The organism is Paraburkholderia sp. WS6 (assembly GCF_030464835.1).
Classification (GTDB): domain Bacteria; phylum Pseudomonadota; class Gammaproteobacteria; order Burkholderiales; family Burkholderiaceae; genus Paraburkholderia; species Paraburkholderia madseniana.
Map to the genome: position 1 here is coordinate 27,913 of NZ_JALQCK010000015.1, position 19,298 is coordinate 47,210.

Genomic DNA, 19,298 nt, shown 5'->3' on the forward strand with positions numbered 1-19,298 from the left:
GACACGGCTGACCTCGAAGGCTTATCTCCAAGCACCGCCTCGGAAGCCTATCGCGACGGGCGCATCTCAGAGACTTATCTTCAAGGCTCAGTCAGCGCCGTCATTACTGCTGCGCGACAAACTCGATGCGGCGGTTGGCGAAACGGCCGCTTGCCGTGTCGTTGCTCGCGACCGGACGCGCATCGCCATAACCTTGCGCGACCAGCGAATCCGCCGGCACACCCGTCTTCACGAGATACGCGCGAACCGCTTCGGCGCGCTTCTTCGACAGTTGCAGATTGGCTTGCGCACCGCCGACATTGTCCGAATAGCCGGCCACTTCGAGCTTGGCCGTCTTGCCGTTACGCGCGCAGGCATTCAACACTTGCGCCGACTGGTTCAGATCTTCCAGCGCCGAGGCCGGCACGCGAGCACCGGCGCTTGCGAAGTTGATCACCTGCAGGTTCAACACCTTGACCACGTCCGCTGTTACGCACGAGCTGTCCGGCGTGAGGAGGCCCTTGATCGCGCTGCGGAAGTTTTCGGTTGCGTTGGCGAGCGCCTGTTCGACGTTGAACGAACCGATCTGATACGAGGCGCCGAACAGCGATTTGAGTTTATCGAGCCAGCCGAGCTTCGCGTTTGCCGCGCTGCCGCTCAGTTCGACGTGCGCGCCATCCACTTTCACCTCGGCGCCCGGCAATGCCATCAGCGGCAGCAGGCCGTCCAGATGAACGAGCCAGTCGGCCTGCCTGGTGTCCTGATCGACCGTGACGTTCGCGACGAAACGGTCAGCGCCGAAATGCTTTGTCAGCGCGTCGATCAGATGGGTCTTTTCGGCTTCGCTGCCAACCGTGGCCGTAAGCGTCGGTTTGCCGGCGGCGTCGACCGTGAAGCTGAGCTGACTGTCTTTGGTCGGCGCGGGCGCGGCGGCAGGTTGCTGCGCTTCGCTGGTGGCGCTTGCAGCTACAGCGGCAGGCGTTGCAGCCGCGGCGGCCGAGGCCTCAGCCGATGCGGACGCCGGCTGCACAGTTGCCGCGGCTCCGGCGCTACTGCGCTCGCTGCTTTGTTCGCGTCGTTGCTCGCTATGGCAACCACGCAGGAACAGGAAAGCCAGCACCGCAGCAATCGCCGCGAGCAACCACCACAGCCACTTGCGCGAACGGCGCTCTTCGCGCACCACCGCGTCGGTTGGCACGCGGATGCTCGACATGGCTTCGGCCACTGGCTTGGCGGCAGGCGTCGGATGGTCGATGTGCGCCGAGACCGCCTTAAGCTGCGACAGAATATTGCCGGTGAACGCGCCGAGTCCAGTCAGGCCAAGCCCGGCCATCAGACGGTCGTTCAGATACGGCGCAATGGCCGGCAACTGATGGCCCAGCAGCGTCGGCAACTGGCCGACGTTACCCTGACCTTCGAGAAAATGCCGCTTCAGCAGGCCCAGCAGCGTTGCGCCGACGATACCCGTCATGGCGTGCGTCGCATGCGCCGGGACGCCGGTTTGAGTGGCGACCTCGTCGCTGAGCGTATCGACGCGGCGATCGAATGCGCGCTCGAGCAACTGCCGCCCCACACCTTCCAACTGGCTCACGCCGGTGGTGCTGCCGAGCAGTTGCGGCAACTGCTCGGCGATGTGGCCGTTCACCTCAGGCGAGAGGATCGTTGCGAACAGCGAACGCGCGCCGTCGAGCGTTGCGCCCTTCTGCATCAGACCGGCGACCAGCGCCGGCCCGGTTGTTGCAAGCACCTTCTGGGTCGCGTCCGGCGGCAGCCCGAAGCGGGCCGCCATCTGTCGCACGACGCCGTCCGTCAACGCGGACTGAATCAGCTGAATCACATTGATACTCATCGCTTCGCTTCCTTGATTTCCCGAACGCGTCACCTGACGCGCTCTTTTTCGCGGCGCGATTATAGGTTTGGGGAAATCTCATAAACGAAGCGGCACAATTTATGACGAATTAACCGACGTTCGCCTGAATATTCTTATATTTTCGACCAAGATTAAGAATATTACTGCTCTCTCAAGCCGCCACGCCGGCGACTCCCGTCGACGCCATCGAGGGCATCGTTTGCCCCTCGAACCGGGTCGCCGCGATCAGTTCGGCCGCGCGCTCGCCGATCATCACCGTCGGCGAATTCGTGTTGCCGCCGATCAGCGTCGGCATCACGGACGCATCGACGATCCGCAACCCCGTCACGCCGCGCACCCGCAACTGCGGATCGACCACCGATTGCGCATCGCCGCCCATCCGGCAGGTTGCCACCGGGTGATAGATCGTGTCGGCATGCTCGGCGATGGTCCGGCGCAATTCCTCCTCGGTCTGGCCGGCATGGGTGTACAGCTCCTTGCCGCCATGCAGCGCCAGCGACGGCGCGTCGAGAATGCGCCGCGCCATCTGCGCGCCTTCCACCAGCAGGTCGAGATCGCGCGAGTCGCTGAAAAAACGCGGATCGATCACCGGCGCGATACGCGCGTCGGCGCTCGCAAGCGTCACCGTGCCGCGGCTATGCGGCCGCAGCACGCACACGTGCAGCGAATAACCGTGGCCCCAGTGCATATGGCGGTTGTGGTCGTCGACAATCGCCGCGCAGAAATGCAGTTGCAGGTCCGGGCGATCGAGCGTCGGCCGGCTCCTCAGAAAACCGCCCGCTTCGGCGACATTGCTCGACAGCATGCCCTTCCCATGCCGCATGAAGGTCACGAACTGCGGCAGCATCCGCGCAATGCCGCGAATCGAAAAGCCGGTCGGCTCAATCGACGACACCCGTTTGTTGATCGTGAAGTCGACGTGGTCGATCAGGTTCTGGCCGACCTCGGGGGCATCGTGCAGCACGGCGATGCCGAGCGACTGAAGATGCGCGGCCGGCCCGATGCCCGAGCACATCAGCAGTTGCGGCGAATTGAACGCGCCCGCTGCCAGCACCACTTCGGCACGCGCTTCCAGCGTTTCGGTACGGCCGCCGCGCACGATCTCGACGCCGCTCGCGCGCTTGCCGTCGAAGGTCACGCGCAGCACCGTCGCATCGGCGATCGTATGGAGATTGGGGCGCTCGCGGTCGTAGATATAAGCGCGCGCGACACTGCAGCGCCGTCCGTCGCGCTGCGTCACCTGATAGAAGCCGATGCCTTCCTGGTCCGCGCCGTTGAAGTCGCTGTTCGGTTTGTAACCGGCTTCGGTCGCGGCCTGCACGAAACGCTTCGAAAACGGATTGCGATAGCGCAGATCGGACACCGTCAGCGGGCCGTCCGCGCCATGCCATGCATCGGCGCCGCGTTCGTTGCCTTCCGCGCGGCGAAAATACGGCAGCACGTCGGCCCATGACCAGCCTTCGCAGCCGAGCTGCGCCCATTCGTCGTAATCGAGCGGATGGCCGCGCGTATAGATCATCGCGTTGATCGCGCTCGATCCGCCGAAGCCCCGCCCGCGCGGCTGATAGCCCTGGCGTCCGGCGAGCCCCGGCTGGGGCGTCGTCAGATAGCCGTAGTTGGTCTTGAGTTTGTGCGGCACGACGGCCGCCACGCCCACCGGCATGTTCACGAACAGATTGCGGTCCGTATGCGGACCGGCTTCGATCAGGGCAATCGTGGCGTCCGGGCAGCTATCCGCCAGACGGCTCGCGAGCGAACAGCCGCCTGAGCCCGCACCGACGATGATGTAGTCGTATTGCATCCGCTCCTCCAATTGGGCCCGCGTTGCTCGCGGACCCTGTCTAGTACACACTTGTCTACGTGCGTTTTATCGGCATTGTAGGGAGCGTTCGGTTGCGACGGCGGGTTCGTGTCAGAGCGATCCCTCTAAACGAAAGCCCTCCCGCGACCCTATGATGAAAGACGCGCGTGCGCCCGTCAGGCCGCCGCGCAGGGCATTCAAACACGGCGCCCCGCGCGCCGTCCTCAGAGCGTGCGGCACGACACGCCACGATAAAACAGCACACCGTCGATCAGCGACGGCGCGCATCCGGTGAACGGAGACAGCAGATGGAACGGCACAGCATCGGCCACACTCACGACGTGACAAATCAGGCGCCTCCGCTAGCGGATTACAACCTGTTTTCGAGCGACGTGGCGTTGTCCGCCGCGCTCGAACGCGAAGGGGCCGCGTGGCATCGCGAGGCGCTGCTGCGGCACGGTGCGGCGCTCACCACGCCGGAGACACTCGCGCTCGCCGAACTGGCGAACCGCCATACGCCCGAATTGATCACGCACAGCCCGCGCGGCGAACGCATCGACGCGCTCGAGTTTCATCCTTCGTGGCATACGCTGCTGGGGCTGTTGCGCCGCGAAGGCCTGCACGCGTTGCCGTTTTCGGATCCGCAACGCGGCGCGATGGTCGCGCGTTGCGCCGGCTACTTCCTGCATGCGCAACTCGAATCCGGCTCCCTCTGCCCGCTGACGATGACCTTCGCGAGCATCCCGGTGCTGCAACGCGAACCCGCGTTGTTCGAGACGCTGCGCGACAAGCTCTACGCCCGCGAACACGATCCACGCGACCTCCCGCTCACGCAAAAAACCTCGGCGATGATCGGCATGGGTATGACCGAAAAACAAGGCGGCTCGGACGTGCGCAGCAACCAGACGCGTGCCTATGCCACGCGCGGAAGCGGCCGTGGCGCTGAATATCGCCTTGTCGGCCACAAATGGTTTTTCTCCGCGCCGCAATGTGACGCGCATCTGGTGCTGGCCCGCACCGACGATCACGAAGGCCTGTCGTGCTTCTACGTGCCGCGTTTCGCACCGGACGGCAGCAAGAACGCCGTGCAGATCCAGCGTCTGAAAGACAAGCTCGGCAACCGCTCGAACGCGAGCAGCGAAGTCGAATTCTTCGACGCGTTCGGCATCATGATCGGCGACGAAGGCCGCGGCGTGCCGACCATCATCGAAATGGCGAACTACACGCGGCTCGATTGCGTGATCGGCAGCGCGGCCCTGATGCGTGCGGCGCTGGTGCAGGCAATCCACCATGCCCGAAACCGCAGCGCCTTCGGCCGGCAACTGGCCGATCAGCCGCTGATGCGCAATGTGCTCGCCGACCTGGCGCTGGAATCGGAAGCCGCAACGGTGCTGTTCATGCGGCTCGCGCGCGCGTTCGAAGCGTCGGCCGATGCATCGTCGGCTGCGCCCGCCGAGCGCGCGTGGCGCCGGATCGTCACCCCGGCAGCGAAGTACTGGGTCTGCAAGCGCGCGCTGGAATTCACCGGCGAGGCGATGGAAGTGTGGGGCGGCAATGGTTATGTCGAAACCGGTCCGATGGCGCGCTTCTATCGTGAAGCGCCCGTCAATTCGATCTGGGAAGGCTCGGGCAACGTGATGTGCCTCGACGTGCTGCGTGCCATGGAGCGCGAGCCCGAAGCCGCGCAGGCCCTGTTCGCCGCCTGGCAAGCGGATGCACAAGGACACCCGGCTTTGAGCGCCGCGCTCGGCAAGCTCGCCGCCACGCTTAACGGACCCGCCGAACATCGCGAAGCCTCCGCACGACGGATCGCGCAGCAGATCGTGCTGATCGCACAAGCCACCTTGCTGGTGAAGCACGCGCCGCCGGAAGTCGCCGATGCCTTCATCGCGACGCGTCTTGCCGACGGCTGCGGCGAGAACGGCCGGGTGTACGGCACGCTGCCCGTCACGTTCGACCACGCGGCGATCGTCGAGCGGGCATTTAACAGCACAACACACCAATAAGCGCGACTCAACGCGCACGTTATCCATCAGGGAGTGGACACACATGAAGAACGATTTGCCAGAAGTCGTCGCGCTCGAAGCGCTGCTGCGCGATCAACGCCACGCGTATTTGCGCGCGCCGTATCCATCATGGGAAGCGCGTGCCGGCCATCTGAAAGCGCTGCGCAAAGTCATGCTCGACAACCGCGACGCACTCGCCGACGCGATGAACGCCGACTTCGGCAATCGCGCGAAACAGGAAGTGCTGCTCGCCGAATTCCTGCTGATCAAGGGTGAGATCGACGCCGCGCTCAGACACGGCAAACGCTGGATGAAAGCGCAACGCCGCAGCACCAACAAATGGCTGATGCCGGCGCGCGCGAAAGTAGTGCCGCAGCCGCTCGGCGTGGTCGGCATCATCGTGCCGTGGAATTATCCGGTGCTGCTCGCCGTCGGCCCACTGATCAGCGCGCTGACGGCCGGCAACCGCGCCATCATCAAGATGTCGGAGCTGACGCCGCGCACCTCGGCGCTATTCGAGCAGTTGATCGGCCAGACCTTCGCGCGCGACCACGTCGCCGTAGTGAACGGCGATGCTGGATTGGCCGCTGCGTTCAGCGCGCAACCGTTCGACCATCTGTTGTTCACCGGCTCGACCAAGGTCGGCCATGAAGTGATGCGCGCCGCCGCCGAACATCTGACGCCGGTCACGCTCGAACTGGGCGGCAAGTCGCCGGCCATCATCGGTCAGCACGCGCGCTTCGACAACGCGGTGGATAACCTCGTCGCGGGCAAGACGCTCAACGCGGGCCAGACCTGCGTCGCGCCGGACTACGTGCTGGTGCCGCGCGGCAAGGAGCAGGCGTTCATCGAACGGGCACGCGCGCGGATGGCGACGATGTATCCCGACTTTGCGCGTAACCTCGACTACACATCGATCATCTCTGAGCGGCACTTCGCTCGGCTGCAACGTCTCGCCGACGAAGCGCAGGCCGCCGGCGCGCAACTGCACACGCTCACCGACAGCACACCCGACGAGGCAAGCCGCCGCTTCCCGCTGATCGCGGTCACGAATGCGCCGGACGAAAGCGCGCTGATGCAGGAGGAAATCTTCGGCCCGCTACTGCCGATCGTCCCCTATGACACGCTCGACGACGCAATCGCGTGGATCAACACGCGTCCCCGCCCGCTCGCGCTGTATCTCTATGCCGACGACAATGCGACCATCGACCGTGTCACGCGCGACACCATCGCGGGCGGGATGGCGATCAACGAAACGCTGATGCATCTGGCATGCGAAAGCCTGCCGTTCGGCGGCGTCGGTGCGAGCGGGATGGGCGCGTATCACGGCTACGAAGGCTTCGTGACCTTCTCGAAGATGAAGCCGGTGCTGACACAGGCGCGCCTGAACGCGCGCGGATGGATCTCGCCGCCGTACGGCAAGCGGGTGAATGCGCTGCTGAAGCTGATGATGAAGTTTTGACGAGGCACTCAGCGCCTCGGCGCCCCACCGGAAACGTCCGCAATGTCCGTGGCGACCACATCCGTGACGTCCTGCGCGGCGGCCACGCCGCTCTCGGGCTCATGCTCCGCGCCGCTTTCCAGCCGATGCAGCCAAGCGAGCAACTCGGCCACCGCCTGATAAAGCTGCGGCGGAATCCGCGTGTCGAGGTCGACCTGCATCAGCAACGAGACCATTTCCGGCGCTTCGTGCACGTACAGCCCGGCTTCCTTGGCGCGCTGCACGATCATCTCGGCCAGCATGCCGTAGCCTTTGGCGATCACGCGTGGTGCGGGATCGCTGCCTTGTGCGTCGTAGACGAGCGCGGCCGCGCTGCGGCGATGTTTGCGGCTCATCACATATCCCAATCGAAATCATCGACCGACGCGGCTCCCGGGCGGGCAACGCGCGCTGTGCGGCGCGCCGCCGGCGCTTTATCGGCCGCCGCGGCCGCCGCAGCAGCCGACGCCGAACGCGCATAAGCCGAGGCCGCTGCCTGCCCGGCCGCCGCCGCACCCGTTGCCCCCGCCGCGCTAGCCGGCATGCCGCCGCCGATCTCGCGAATCGTCAGTCCGTTCAGTTCGATGCCCGCTGCCGCGAGCCGCTGCCGAAAGTTCTCACCCTGCGCCGCCAATCGGGCCGCACCGGCCGGACTCGCTTGCACGCGCGCGACCAGCCGCATGCCGGTCAGCGTCAGGTCCGCATCGACGGTACCGAGTGTGGGCAGCGACAGCGTCAGCCGCGTACGCCACGGCTGGCCGTCCTCACTCGCCGTGCCGCCGCCGCTGCGATCCCATTCGTCGCCTTCCTGCTCGATGGTCCAGTCAAGCTTGGCGCCCGGCCATGCTTCGCCGGTCCAGCGAAACTGCCCGGTGGCGAGCAGATCGAGTTGCTGACGCACCAAAGGAACCGTCGCGGGATGGACCGCGGCTGCCATCGATTGCGAGTTTTGCGACGCCCCGTCTTCGGCCAGTTGCGCCGCAGCGCTGTGCACGCTCGAGTGCGCCGGCTGGCCGTTCAGGTCGGACAGAGAACTTGCCAGCACCTCGCCGGCCACGAAGCGCGCGGCCTGCGCGGTCTGAATCGACGGCATCGCGCGGGCTGCCGCGTTGCCATCCGGCGCGCCGTTGGCCGGACCGTTGGGCGCCGCACCCATGCCTGGCCGGCCTGTCGCATTAGCGGAAGAAGCCGGATCGGCGTCGCTCGCCCGGTCGAGCGGCAATTGCGCGGCGGCGGCCACCAGCTTGTTTTGCGCTTCGCCGGCGAGGGCTGCGGGCGGGCGCTGGCCGGCCAGCCATTGCGCGAGATGAGATTCGTAGAACAGGCCGCTATCACCCACCGTCTGCTCGAGCGCGGCCGCAAGCGCCGCAACCGGCACCTGAGCCGCTGCCACATTGGCGGTGGCCGTCGTACCGGTGGTAGCGGCGGTATTCGGATTCGCGGATGAAGCAGCAGGCGTGGCGGCCGTATCGAACAGCGCAAAGCCGCCCGCTTCGACGTCGAGCGCCGGCGCGGCCGGCCAGATCGGCGTCTGGCCGAGCACCGCCGGGGTTGCCTCGCCGCCAGAGTTCACGATCGCATTGAGCGTGAGCGCGACGGCGGACAGCGCGGTTTGTGCGGAAGCCGGCGGCGTGGCGGGGGGCGCAACAGGGGTGGTATTGAGAATCTCGGTATCGACGCCCGCCGCGCCAGTCTGCGAGGCGGTCGCACTACCCGGCGTGAGATTGAGCAGACTGTCGACCCGGTTCGCGAGCAGGGAAGTGACGACCGCGTCGATTCCGTTCATACCGATTCCTTGGTCACATTGACAGCAACGCGCTCAAATCCGGTCAGGCGGACTCAAGCAGCGCCTTGCTCGCGGGCAAACTCAGCGCGCCCCGTACAGTTCCTTGAGCACACGAGTCGGCCGTCCGGCGAACAGCGCCGACAGATTGGCCATGCGTGGATTCGCCAGATCGCGGATCGCAGCGTCGTCAGCCAGGATCTGACGGATCAGCGCGTATTTGCGCAGGCGCTCCGCATCGTCCAGTCTGACGCCGGCTTCCGCGTCTTTCAACGCGTCCACCAGCTTCCGATAGTCCTCCTGCAAGTGGACCAGATCGTTCCACAGGGCTCGCCGGGCAGCCGTCAGCATGCGGCGGGAAATCGCTGCAATCGCCTCGTAGCGGGCGAAATATTCTGCGTTCGATGTCATCTCATGCTTTCCGCGGCCGGCTGGGCTGCCATCCGCGCGATCTCCGGGGCAATCCCGATCCATGCCTCTTCGAGCGTCGCCAGCAGGCCGTCGACTTCGACCAGCATCGCCTCGCTCTGTTTTATATTGGCTTCGAGCAGCCGCCGCGACATATAGCTATATAGCGCGTCCAACCGCTCTGCAATCTCACCGCCCACCTCAAGGTTCAGCGACAGTTGCAGCCCGCTTTCGACGATCTGAATCGCCTTGCCGATCGCCTCACCACGCGCCGACACATTGCCTTGCTGCACATGCATGCGCGCTTGCGCAATCGCCTGCCGGGCGCCCTGATACAACATCACGATCAGACGATGCGGACTCGCGCCCATCACCCCTGTCTCGACGCCGACGCGCGCGTACGCATTGGCTCCAGAGTGTCCTGGGGAAAACATCGGCGCTCCTCCTTTCTTCTACTGCGGTTGGTCGCGGCACCCCATCCGTGCACGTTGCAGCACCCGGATTTCTGCCTGTATCTGGTTATCGGATAGGCAGCGGGAAAGCTTTAGGCCGTTGTAAGGAGGATTAAGGGGCCGATAGGGGCGATACCGCGCTGAGCGTGGCAAGGCCGCCTGCCACGAAGCGCCTCGAGGGCGCATCGGGCTGACAGTCCTGCCGTGAAGCCACGCAGCGTTGCATCTGGGCGCATGCGTTCGGGCGGGCGGAACAGCCCTGTCGCCCGAGGCGCACTTACACCTGCATCTGCATGATGTCGTTATAGGCCGTCACCAGCTTGTTGCGCACCTGCAGGCCGAACTGGAAGCCGATGTTGGCCTTCTGCCCGTCGACCATCACGTCGTTCAGCGAGACATTCGACGCGCCGAGTTCGAACGCCTGCGCTTCGCCGGCCGCTTTGGTCTGATCGCCGCTGATCTTGTCCAACGAGGCCTTCAGCGCCGAGGCGAAACCGCCGGCCGTCGCCGCACCGGACTGGCCGGCCACCGGTGTGTTGCCGCCGGCCGCTTGCGCCGCCATCGACTGCATCTGTTGCAGCGCCGACGAGAGCGCGTTCACGGGCAAAGTCATGTTCTCTCCAGGGAATGACGACCGGCATGCCGGAAACCGTACCGATCTGAACGAAAGCATAGCAGTGGGTCATCAGGGAAAGCCCCGAAACTAGGGGGGAAACCCGGCTCTATTCAAGCAATCGGGTTGAGCCGCGCTGCGGATAATTTCAATGGTGAAAGTCTCTGTCCGCACGCCTGCCGACCCTCGGCGCGCTCAAACGGCAGAACGCAAAGGCATCCCGGAGATACCCGACGCATGGATTCGTCAGCCAACTCTTTGATCAACCCCGACGCCCGCATGGGCCTCGCCGGCGCGCAGCCGGGCGCCGGTGCTGCCGGCACCGGCCAGGCCGGCGGTGCCGCGGACCTCGGCGGCCTTGGGAGCAACCTGGGCGGCAACTTCGGCCAGCGTCTGTCAGGTCTCGCGCAAATGCGCGGCAACCCGCGCGCCCCGCTGATTTTCGCGGTCGCGCTGCTGGTCGCCATCGTCGCGGGTCTGTTCCTGTGGTCGCGCGCACCGGACTACAAGGTGCTCTACAGCAACCTGTCGGACCGCGACGGCGGCGCCATCATCACCGCGCTGCAGGCGGCCAACATTCCCTATAAGTTCTCCGATGCCGGTGGCGCGATCCTCGTGCCGGCCGAGCAGGTGCATGAAATGCGTCTGCGTCTGGCTTCGCAAGGTCTGCCCAAGAGCGGCTCGGTCGGCTTCGAACTGATGGACAACCAGAAGTTCGGCATCAGCCAGTTCGCCGAGCAGATCAATTACCAGCGCGCGCTGGAAGGTGAACTGGAGCGCACGATCGAGTCGATTTCGTCGGTGAAGTCGGCGCGTGTGCATCTGGCGATTCCGAAGCCTTCCGTGTTTGTGCGCGACAAGGAAGCGCCGTCGGCTTCCGTGCTGGTCAACCTCTATCCGGGCCGCGCGCTCGACGAAGGCCAGGTGCTGGCGATCACCCATATGGTGTCCTCGGCGGTGCCGGATATGCCGGTGAAGGGCGTGACCATCCTCGACCAGGACGGCAACCTGTTGACGCAGCCGTCCACCGGCAGCGGTCTGGACGCCTCACAACTCAAGTACCGCCAGCAGATCGAGCGCAACACCCAGCAACGCATCGACGCGATCCTGTCGCCGCTGTTCGGTTCCGGCAACGCACACTCGCAGGTCAGCGCCGATATCGACTTCTCGCACACCGAGCAGACCTCGGAAAACTACGGTCCGAACGGCAACCCGCAACAGTCGGCGATCCGCAGTCAGCAAACGAGCACCGCCACCGAAATGTCGCAAGCCGGGGCCTCGGGCGTGCCGGGCGCGCTGTCGAACCAGCCGCCGCAACCGGCCTCCGCACCGATCACGGCGGGCAACGGCGCGAGCGGCGTGACCACGACGCCGGTCAGCGACCGCAAGGATTCGACCACCAACTACGAACTGAACAAGACCGTGCAGCATCTGGAACAACCGATGGGCGGCATCAAGCGCCTGTCGGTGGCGGTGGTGGTCAACTATCTGCGGGTGGTCGACGCCAAGGGCCACGCGACGATGCAACCGGTCACCGCCGACAAGCTCGCGCAGGTCAACCAGTTGGTGAAGGACGCGATGGGCTTCGATCAGGCGCGCGGCGACTCGGTCAACGTGGTCAACAGCCCGTTCACCGCCGACATCGACCCGGACGCCGACCTGCCGTGGTGGCGCACGCCGGACATGATCGCGCTTGCCAAGCAGATCGCGACCTACCTCGGGATCGGCGCAGTCGCCCTGTTCCTGTACTTCGTGATGGTGAAGCCCGCGCTGCGCCGCGCTTTCCCGCCGCCGGAGCCGGTCGTCGCCGCCGCGCTGCCATCGCCGGACGAGCCGGTGCTGCTGGACGGCATCCCCGCCGCCGAGCGGGCGGGTGCGCCAACCGTCGCCGAACTGGAAAGCGACAACGAATTGCTCGCGCTGGAAAACTCGAAACACAAATACGAACGGAATCTGGAATTTGCGCGCAACATCGCCCGCCAGGATCCGAAGATCGTCGCAACCGTCGTGAAAAACTGGGTGTCCGATGAGCGCTGAAGGCGTAATGAAGAGCGCGCTCCTGCTGATGTCGATCGGCGAGGAAGAAGCCGCGCAGGTGTTCAAATTCCTCGGGCCGCGTGAGGTCCAGAAGATCGGCGTGGCAATGGCCGCGCTGAAGAACATCACGCGCGAGCAGATCGACGAGGTCCTGCAGGAGTTCGTGCGCGAGGCAGAGAAACACACGGCGCTTTCGCTGGATTCGAGCGACTACATCCGCTCGGTATTGACCAAAGCGCTCGGCGACGACAAGGCCGGCGCGATCATCGACCGGATTCTGCAGGGCAGCGATACCAGCGGTATCGAAGGCCTCAAGTGGATGGACTCCGCGGCGGTGGCCGAACTCATCAAGAACGAGCACCCGCAGATCATCGCGACGATCCTCGTTCACCTGGACCGCGATCAGGCTTCCGAAATCGTCGCCTGCTTCACCGAGCGGCTGCGTAACGACGTGCTGCTGCGGATCGCCACGCTCGACGGCATCCAGCCGGCCGCCCTGCGCGAACTCGACGATGTGCTGACGGGCCTCCTGTCCGGCAGCGACAACCTGAAGCGCAGCCCGATGGGCGGCATCCGCACGGCGGCCGAAATTCTCAACTTCATGTCGAGCAACCATGAAGAAGGCGTCATCGAGAACGTTCGTCAATACGACGCGGAACTCGCGCAGAAGATCATTGATCAGATGTTTGTGTTCGAGAACCTGCTCGATCTGGAAGACCGCGCGATCCAGCTATTGCTGAAGGAAGTCGAGTCCGAGGCGTTGATCATCTCGCTGAAGGGCGCGCCGCCCGCGCTGCGCCAGAAGTTCCTGTCGAACATGTCGCAGCGTGCTGCCGAACTGCTCGCCGAAGACCTCGATGCGCGCGGCCCGGTCCGCGTCTCCGAAGTCGAGACGCAGCAACGCCGCATCCTGCAGATCGTGCGCAATCTGGCGGAAAGCGGTCAGATCGTTCTAGGCGGCAAGGCGGAAGATGCATATGTCTGATCAGAACTCCACAGCGAAGGAGCGCCTCTCGGCCTACCAGCGCTGGGAGATGGCCTCGTTCGATCCGGTGCCGCCGGCGCCGCCCGAACCCGAAGTCGACGACGGCGCGTTCGAAGCCGAACTCGAACGTCTGCGCGACGCCGCGCATGCACAGGGCATCGCGACGGGTCACGTGGCCGGGCAGGCGCTCGGTTATCAGGCCGGTTATGAGCAAGGCCACGCACAGGGTTTCGAGCAAGGCCAGAGCGAAGCACGTGAAGAAGCGGCGCGCCTCGCCGCGCTGGCCGAAACCTTCAAGGCAGCACTCGACGGCACGCAAGGCGCGATCTCCGAGACGCTGGTCGCATTGGCGCTGGACATCGCCCAACAGGTGGTACGCCAGCATGTGCAGCACGATCCGACCGCACTGATTGCCGCCGCCCGCGAGGTGCTGGCCACCGAACCGGCGCTGGTCGGCGCGCCGGCGCTGATCGTCAGCCCCGCCGACCTGCCGGTCGTCGAAGCCTATCTGATGGAAGAACTGCAAACGCGCGGTTGGACCGTGCGTACCGATCCGTCGGTCGAGCGCGGCGGCTGCCGCGCGCAAGCCGGCACCGGTGAAGTCGACGCCGGTATCGACACGCGCTGGGAGCGCGTCGCCGCCGCACTCGGCAAGGTGAGCACATGGTGAAGCCGACACTCGAAGAGATCCGCGCCAGCGATCTGACGCCGCTCGAACGCGAGCTGGCGCTGGCGTCGTTCGGCGCCGAAGCGCTGGCGGATGTGCCGGCCGCGGTGACACCCGCTGCGGCCGCCGTCGCAGCCATCGACGCCGCGCTGCGCGATCCCGCTCACGGGCATCCGGGCGCCGGGCATCCGGGCGCCCGGCACCAGGCGAAGGGAGCGGCGGCGAGCCGAGAATCCGCCGCTGCGAGCCGTGAATCTGCCGTTTCTTCGAGTCCCGCTTCCCCCCCTCCCGCCCCTGCCCCGTACGATCCCGCACTCGACAGCAATCCGCACATGCAAGCCTGGCGCGGCCGGCTCGACGCGCTGCGCGCCCGCAACGCAATCGCCAAGCCGATGCGTGCCTGCGGACGTTTGACGCGCGCCGCCGGTCTGGTGCTCGAAGCGGTCGGCCTGCGCCTGTCGGTGGGCGCCGAAGTGATGATCGAACTGCCCTTCGGCAGCTCACTGGCGATGGCCGAAGCCGAAGTCGTCGGTTTCTCCGGCGACAAACTGTTTCTGATGCCGACCACCGAAGTGATCGGCCTCTTGCCTGGCGCACGCGTGTACCCGCTCGAAAGCGCGCCGATCGCCGATCCGATGGCGGGCGCGAAGCGCCTGCCGGTCGGCTGGGAATTGCTCGGCCGCGTGCTGGACGCGTCCGGCCGCCCGCTCGACGGCCTCGGCCCGCTCGGCGCGCATGCCGATGCGCCGCTGTCCTCGCCGGTCATCAATCCGCTGAACCGCGAGCCGATTCACAAGGTACTCGACGTCGGCGTGCGCGCGATCAACGCGCTCCTGACCGTTGGCCGCGGCCAACGCATGGGCCTGTTTGCCGGTTCGGGCGTCGGTAAATCGGTGCTGCTCGGCACGATGGCGCGCTACACCAGTGCCGAAGTGATCGTGATCGGCCTGATCGGCGAACGCGGCCGCGAAGTGAAGGAATTCATCGAACAGATTCTTGGCGAGGAAGGCCTCGCGCGCTCGGTCGTCATCGCCGCGCCGGCCGACGTCTCACCGCTCTTGCGGATGCAGGCCGCATCGTACTCAACCTCGCTCGCCGAATATTTCCGCGACCAGGGCAAGCACGTGCTGCTGTTGATGGATTCGTTGACCCGTTACGCGATGGCGCAGCGCGAAATCGCGCTCGCCGTGGGCGAGCCGCCTGCCACCAAAGGGTATCCGCCTTCGGTGTTCGCCAAGCTGCCGGCGCTCGTCGAACGGACCGGCAACGGCCCGGCGGGCGGCGGTTCGATCACCGCCTTCTACACCGTGCTGACCGAAGGCGACGACCAGCAGGACCCGATCGCCGACTCCGCGCGCGCGATTCTCGACGGCCACATCGTGCTGTCGCGCTCGCTCGCCGAGGCCGGCCACTATCCGGCGATCGACATCGAAGCCTCGATTAGCCGGGCAATGACCGCGCTGATCGACGATAACCATCTCGAGAAGACGCGTATGTTCAAGCAGATGCTGTCGCGCTATCAGCGCAACCGCGATCTGATCAACGTCGGCGCCTATTCGAGTGGGCGCGACGCGCTGCTCGACCGGGCGATTGCGCTGTATCCGCGGATGGAAGCGTTTTTGCAACAAGGTTTTCGCGAATGCGCGAACTTTGAACCGAGTCTCGAGATGCTGGACGCTCTGTTTGCCCAAGGAGGCTGACGATGGCGAAACACTTTCCGATCAAGACGCTCATCGGCCTGGCCCAGGACGATGTGGACGCCGCCGCACAACGTCTGGGCCGCGCGCAGCGCGAGCGCAACGACGTGCAGTCGCAGCTCGACTCGCTGGTGCAGTACCGCGACGAATATCACGCGCGTTTCACGGCGACCGCTCAGACTGGCATGCCCGCCGGCAACATGCGCAATTTCCAGGCATTCATCGACACGCTCGACGCCGCCATCGAACAGCAGCGCAATCTGCTGGTGACGGCCAATGCGCGCGTCGAGGCGGCCAAGCCCGACTGGCAACGCCAGAAGCAGAAGCTCGGCTCGTATGAAGTGCTGCAGGCGCGCGGCGTTGCCGCCGAAGCGAAAACCATGGCGCGGCGCGATCAGCGAGATTCAGACGAACACGCCGCCCGCATTCTGAGGATGCGTGTCGAGGGCGTCTGATGCGCCCGGGCACCGCTTCGATTGACCGAACACCCCGTTTGACGGATTGACAGGATTCCCTATGTCGCTTCTTTCACAGATCGGCTCACTGCTCGGCTCGGCCAGCAGCACGTCCACCAGCGCGGCGATGGCCGCTGCGGCGAACGCCAAGCCGTTCTCGCAAACCCTGCAGCAGAGCATCGATCTGCAAAACAACGCGGCCGCGCAGAGCGCGAGCAAGCCGCCGGCTCCGTCGTCCTCTTCGTCTGCGTCCGCTTCGTCGTCCTCGGCAGCTTCGTCCAGCGTGCATGACGCGCCGCCGCCGCCCGATCCTTCGACGAAGAGCCAGGATGCCGCGAGCAGCAACACGGACAACAGCAATTCGACGAGCGCTTCCTCGTCCGGCTCATCGTCGGCTGCGTCCTCCACTTCGTCTGCGAGTACGCAGCAGGCCTCGACCGACCAGACCAACACGACGCCCGCGAAATCCGGCAGCACGACCACGCAGACCGACGCTGCCACAGCAGCAGCGGCTGCCGCTGCCCAGGCGCAGGCTCAAGCGCAGGCCAACGCGAATAGCGCGACCGACCCGACGACCGCAGATCCCGCCGCGGCACTGACTGACGCTGCGACCACGCTGCCCGGCACGGGCACGGACACGACGACGGGCACCACCACGGGCAAAAAGACTGGCGCGACCGATTCGAAGTCGGCGCAGGACGCCTTGCAGGCGGCGCTGGCCGCGCTGGCGAGCGGCCAGGGCGTGGTTCCGCCGCAGGCACTGGCGAGCGGCGCGGCAGCGAATGCCGCAACGGCGGCGAACGGTTTGGGTGTTGGCACGAGTAACGGACTCAACGGAACGGCGGACGGCAAGACGCTTGCGGCCGGTTTGTTCGGCGACGGCAAGGGATCGAGCGCAGGCAAGACCGCGTTGACGGCTGCTGCCACGACCGTGGCGGATCCATCGGCGGCAGCGAAGGCAGCGGCTGACGCGCTGAGCGCGACGGCGACTGCGACGGCCGGTGGTGCGCAGGCTGACGATCTGGCGTCCTTCAAGAGTGCAGCGGATGCCGCGACTGCTGCGCTGGCGGCTGGCCAGGCTGCGGCGAGCGCCGCGAGTACGACGGCGGCCGTGCAGACGACGGGTAATGCCGGTGCTGCCGAAGTGGCGAATACGTTATCACCGCAGGTGGGCACGACGGATTGGGAAGACGCGTTGAGTCAGAAGGTGGTGTTTTTGTCGAATGCGCATTCGCAGAGTGCCGAGCTGACTTTGAATCCGAAGGATCTGGGGCCGCTACAGGTTGTGTTGCAGGTTGCCGATAACCATGCACATGCGTTGTTTGTTTCGCAGCACCAGCAGGTGCGGGAGGCTGTCGAGGCGGCGTTGCCGAAGCTTCGCGAGGCGATGGAGTCCAACGGTATTGGGCTTGGGAGCGCTAGTGTTAGCGATGGGTTTGCCCGGCAGGGCGGGCAGCAGCAAAGTGCAGATTCGGGGCGCTCTGGGGCGCGCGGCGGTAGTGCTGCGAGCTTTGCCGGCGGCGCTGGTTCGGATTCTGATTCTGGTGTTGCTAATGTTGCCGTGCGGCGGACTGTTGGGTTGGTGGATACGTTTGCTTAATCTGGGGTTTTGCCCGGTCGGGCGGGGGATTGCCTGCGCGGCGCTTGCTTGTCAGTGTTCTTAGGGCTTTGGCCTTTCCTTGTTTTGTTAGTGGTCTATTAGCGTTGCCCCTGTGCGGGGCGGCACCTACTTTTCTTTGCCGGCTGCAAAGAAAAGTAGGCAAAAGAAAGCAGCTCAAACCGCTAATGCTAAGTGGGCACCGTAGCCTGCAACGGGTAGTGGTACATCTGGAATCCGTGTTCTCGCACACTCCGCGTTAGTGACAAAGGACTCATCCGCTCCCACTCCGCACTGCGTGCGTCGCGGACGGGTCTGCCAGGGAAACCAAGGGCTTCGGTTCAGGTCTGTGGGAGCCGTCGGCTTCGCCTCGGCGAGACGCCTCTGCAGTCACGCAGCCCTCACTTCCAATGAAGGCCGTGTGTCGCAACACTCGTAGCTGTGCATATTGATAGTGATATGCAATGGCAAACCGCGGTTCCGAGTGAAACGCGGGAGCTGAAACGTAGCGGGTGGTTTTATGAAGTGCTCTTCGGCGCGCGCAGCGCCGCCGGAAGTATGACGCCCTTGTCACTGGCGCATGCAGGTGCACGAACACAGATTCCAGATGCACCACTACCCGCAGCAGACCACGGTGCCCACTTAGCATTAGCGGTTTAAGCTGCTTTCTCTTGCCTACTTCTCTTTGCAGCCGGCAAAGAGAAGTAGGTGCCGCCCCGCACAGGGGCAACGCTAATAAACCACTAACAATTCAAGGAAAGGCCAAAGCCCTAAGAACACAGACAAAAAGCGCCGCGCAGGCAAAACAAAAACCCAAAACCACGCCGCAAGGCGCCCCCCGCCTGAAAGGCAAAAACAAGAGATAGCCCTCAATAACCCTTCTTTTCGACCCATCGCGCCGCAGGCAAATAAACAACAATCACCATCACCAGCACTAAAGGCAAGCAAAGCAAACCTCATGGCAACCACGACCGCAAACCAGCAAGCCGCGCCCGCTTCCCCGGGCCCCTTGAAGCGCATCATCCTGATCGTCCTCATCGCGATCATCGCCGCAGGCGCTGCCGGCACGGGTGTGTGGTTCTTCATGTCCAAGCGCAGCCCGGCCCCCGCGTCAGCGCCAACCGCCAGCGCACCGGCGCCGCTCGCCGTGCCGCTCTTCTTCCCGCTCGAATCGATGACAGTCAACCTGCAATCGGACGACGGCCAGCAACACTTCCTGCGAATCGGCCTGACGCTCAAGCTCAACGACCCGAAAACCCAGCAGGAACTCTCCGACCATATGCCGGAAGTGCGCAGCCGCATCCTCCTCGCACTGTCGAACAAACATCCGGAAGAACTCGCGCCGCTCGAAGGCAAACGCGCGCTCGCCACCGAACTCCAGACGCTGATCGAACAGCCGACCGATAAGGGCGCCGCGCCGATCCACGTCCAGGACGTGCTGTTCACCGAATTCGTCGTGCAGTGACGT

Annotated in this window: 16 protein-coding genes; 9 read left to right on the forward strand and 7 right to left on the reverse strand. The window is 65.0% G+C overall.

All coding sequences use genetic code 11. From position 1 onward, the window contains the following. Window positions 1-103 precede the first annotated feature (103 nt). Window positions 104-1,828, reverse strand: a complete 1,725-nt coding sequence (locus M0D64_RS19090; protein ID WP_266258871.1) for an OmpA family protein — start codon at window positions 1,826-1,828, stop codon at window positions 104-106. Window positions 1,829-2,000: 172 nt separating this feature from the next. Then, complete coding sequence (locus M0D64_RS19095) at window positions 2,001-3,650, reverse strand: GMC family oxidoreductase (protein WP_266258872.1); 1,650 nt, start codon at window positions 3,648-3,650, stop codon at window positions 2,001-2,003. 308 nt (window positions 3,651-3,958) lie between these two features. Between M0D64_RS19095 and M0D64_RS19100 the strand changes: the two genes are divergently transcribed. Both M0D64_RS19100 and M0D64_RS19105 read left to right on the forward strand, forming a co-directional pair. After that, window positions 3,959-5,656, forward strand: coding sequence for an isovaleryl-CoA dehydrogenase (locus M0D64_RS19100; protein ID WP_266258873.1), 1,698 nt, complete (start codon window positions 3,959-3,961; stop codon window positions 5,654-5,656). A 43-nt stretch (window positions 5,657-5,699) separates the two neighbouring features. Continuing rightward, on the forward strand, window positions 5,700-7,118 hold the full coding sequence (locus M0D64_RS19105) for a coniferyl aldehyde dehydrogenase (protein WP_266258874.1): 1,419 nt from the start codon (window positions 5,700-5,702) through the stop codon (window positions 7,116-7,118). Between the two features lie 8 nt (window positions 7,119-7,126). On the opposite strand, the gene M0D64_RS19110 is transcribed toward M0D64_RS19105, so the two are convergent. The 5 genes from M0D64_RS19110 to fliE all read right to left on the reverse strand — a co-directional run bounded on the left by M0D64_RS19110 (window position 7,127) and on the right by fliE (window position 10,392). Beyond that, window positions 7,127-7,492 (reverse strand): EscU/YscU/HrcU family type III secretion system export apparatus switch protein, encoded by a 366-nt coding sequence (locus tag M0D64_RS19110; protein ID WP_097390661.1) that lies wholly within the window; start codon window positions 7,490-7,492, stop codon window positions 7,127-7,129. Next, window positions 7,492-8,922, reverse strand: a complete 1,431-nt coding sequence (locus M0D64_RS19115; protein WP_266258875.1) for a flagellar hook-length control protein FliK — start codon at window positions 8,920-8,922, stop codon at window positions 7,492-7,494. Before M0D64_RS19115 ends, M0D64_RS19110 begins: the two co-directional genes overlap by 1 nt. Window positions 8,923-9,003: 81 nt before the next feature. Beyond that, window positions 9,004-9,330, reverse strand: coding sequence for a flagellar protein FliT (locus M0D64_RS19120; RefSeq protein WP_154559833.1), 327 nt, complete (start codon window positions 9,328-9,330; stop codon window positions 9,004-9,006). Continuing rightward, window positions 9,327-9,761: a flagellar export chaperone FliS gene (gene fliS / locus M0D64_RS19125; protein WP_093640913.1), complete on the reverse strand. Its 435-nt coding sequence runs from the start codon at window positions 9,759-9,761 to the stop codon at window positions 9,327-9,329. Before fliS ends, M0D64_RS19120 begins: the two co-directional genes overlap by 4 nt. 295 nt (window positions 9,762-10,056) lie before the next feature. Further along, window positions 10,057-10,392, reverse strand: a complete 336-nt coding sequence (gene fliE / locus M0D64_RS19130; protein ID WP_171927620.1) for a flagellar hook-basal body complex protein FliE — start codon at window positions 10,390-10,392, stop codon at window positions 10,057-10,059. Window positions 10,393-10,629: 237 nt separating this feature from the next. Here fliE and fliF point away from each other — a divergent pair, with 237 nt between their 5' ends. The 7 genes from fliF (at window position 10,630) to fliL (ending at window position 19,295) form a co-directional block, all read left to right on the forward strand. Beyond that, the gene (fliF, locus tag M0D64_RS19135; RefSeq protein WP_171927621.1) at window positions 10,630-12,429 is read left to right on the forward strand and encodes a flagellar basal-body MS-ring/collar protein FliF; all 1,800 of its coding nucleotides are present in this window, start codon (window positions 10,630-10,632) and stop codon (window positions 12,427-12,429) included. Next, window positions 12,419-13,414, forward strand: coding sequence for a flagellar motor switch protein FliG (gene fliG, locus M0D64_RS19140; RefSeq protein WP_054040817.1), 996 nt, complete (start codon window positions 12,419-12,421; stop codon window positions 13,412-13,414). Before fliF ends, fliG begins: the two co-directional genes overlap by 11 nt. Further along, window positions 13,401-14,084, forward strand: coding sequence for a flagellar assembly protein FliH (fliH, locus tag M0D64_RS19145; RefSeq protein WP_171927622.1), 684 nt, complete (start codon window positions 13,401-13,403; stop codon window positions 14,082-14,084). Before fliG ends, fliH begins: the two co-directional genes overlap by 14 nt. Next, window positions 14,078-15,781 (forward strand): flagellar protein export ATPase FliI, encoded by a 1,704-nt coding sequence (gene fliI, locus M0D64_RS19150; protein WP_266258877.1) that lies wholly within the window; start codon window positions 14,078-14,080, stop codon window positions 15,779-15,781. Before fliH ends, fliI begins: the two co-directional genes overlap by 7 nt. 2 nt (window positions 15,782-15,783) lie before the next feature. Continuing rightward, a complete protein-coding gene (gene fliJ / locus M0D64_RS19155; RefSeq protein WP_154559838.1) occupies window positions 15,784-16,233 on the forward strand; it encodes a flagellar export protein FliJ in 450 nt (149 codons plus the stop codon). 61 nt (window positions 16,234-16,294) lie between these two features. Continuing rightward, window positions 16,295-17,833, forward strand: coding sequence for a flagellar hook-length control protein FliK (locus M0D64_RS19160; RefSeq protein WP_266258878.1), 1,539 nt, complete (start codon window positions 16,295-16,297; stop codon window positions 17,831-17,833). Window positions 17,834-18,788: 955 nt separating this feature from the next. Next, a complete protein-coding gene (fliL, locus tag M0D64_RS19165) occupies window positions 18,789-19,295 on the forward strand; it encodes a flagellar basal body-associated protein FliL (protein WP_266258879.1) in 507 nt (168 codons plus the stop codon). The last annotated feature ends 3 nt before the right edge of the window (window positions 19,296-19,298 follow it).

Bases quoted from the DNA above. Each gene is read 5' to 3' on its own strand.
- M0D64_RS19090 (WP_266258871.1), bottom strand. From the start codon at position 1,828: ATGAGTATCAATGTGATTCAGCTGATTCAGTCCGCGTTGACGGACGGC.
- fliI (WP_266258877.1), top strand. From the start codon at position 14,078: ATGGTGAAGCCGACACTCGAAGAGATCCGCGCCAGCGATCTGACGCCG.
- M0D64_RS19110 (WP_097390661.1), bottom strand. From the start codon at position 7,492: ATGAGCCGCAAACATCGCCGCAGCGCGGCCGCGCTCGTCTACGACGCA.
- fliE (WP_171927620.1), bottom strand. From the start codon at position 10,392: ATGACTTTGCCCGTGAACGCGCTCTCGTCGGCGCTGCAACAGATGCAG.
- M0D64_RS19095 (WP_266258872.1), bottom strand. From the start codon at position 3,650: ATGCAATACGACTACATCATCGTCGGTGCGGGCTCAGGCGGCTGTTCG.
- fliS (WP_093640913.1), bottom strand. From the start codon at position 9,761: ATGTTTTCCCCAGGACACTCTGGAGCCAATGCGTACGCGCGCGTCGGC.
- M0D64_RS19120 (WP_154559833.1), bottom strand. From the start codon at position 9,330: ATGACATCGAACGCAGAATATTTCGCCCGCTACGAGGCGATTGCAGCG.
- fliF (WP_171927621.1), top strand. From the start codon at position 10,630: ATGGATTCGTCAGCCAACTCTTTGATCAACCCCGACGCCCGCATGGGC.
- M0D64_RS19100 (WP_266258873.1), top strand. From the start codon at position 3,959: ATGGAACGGCACAGCATCGGCCACACTCACGACGTGACAAATCAGGCG.
- fliG (WP_054040817.1), top strand. From the start codon at position 12,419: ATGAGCGCTGAAGGCGTAATGAAGAGCGCGCTCCTGCTGATGTCGATC.
- fliH (WP_171927622.1), top strand. From the start codon at position 13,401: ATGCATATGTCTGATCAGAACTCCACAGCGAAGGAGCGCCTCTCGGCC.
- M0D64_RS19115 (WP_266258875.1), bottom strand. From the start codon at position 8,922: ATGAACGGAATCGACGCGGTCGTCACTTCCCTGCTCGCGAACCGGGTC.
- M0D64_RS19105 (WP_266258874.1), top strand. From the start codon at position 5,700: ATGAAGAACGATTTGCCAGAAGTCGTCGCGCTCGAAGCGCTGCTGCGC.
- M0D64_RS19160 (WP_266258878.1), top strand. From the start codon at position 16,295: ATGTCGCTTCTTTCACAGATCGGCTCACTGCTCGGCTCGGCCAGCAGC.
- fliJ (WP_154559838.1), top strand. From the start codon at position 15,784: ATGGCGAAACACTTTCCGATCAAGACGCTCATCGGCCTGGCCCAGGAC.
- fliL (WP_266258879.1), top strand. From the start codon at position 18,789: ATGGCAACCACGACCGCAAACCAGCAAGCCGCGCCCGCTTCCCCGGGC.